Below are 337 nucleotides of genomic sequence, written 5' to 3' on the forward strand. Positions count from 1 at the left end.
GCGCTCTTCGTACTCGATGACCTGCTCAATCGGAATCGAGCGCGGAATGTAATAGGGCTTTCCGTTCGGGCCGATCGAAATCAGATGCTCGTTGACGCGCGCATTCTCCACGTGGTGATGTGCCAGCGTGTGAGCGATCTTCGAAATGGGGAAGGCCGCGACCGGAGTCGTGCCGCGCTCACCAAAACCTGCGTGCATCCATTGATGCAGCATCGGATAGATGTCGATCTCACGCAGCGCGCTCCACTCTGTGGTCGTCATCTGTTGAGCTTCGGCCTTCGTGATGCGGAAGTCGAGAAACACCACCGCCAGATTGCCTTTCGTGCAGATGCGCATC

General features: G+C 57.6%; 1 protein-coding gene. It reads right to left on the reverse strand.

Annotated elements, in window-relative coordinates:
* On the reverse strand, window positions 1–337 hold a 337-nt coding region (locus AC1RPQ_RS08230), incomplete at both ends, for a hypothetical protein (protein ID WP_481762299.1).

The sequence above is a fragment of the Dellaglioa sp. CoH-57-MRSF-21 genome (assembly GCF_056781915.1).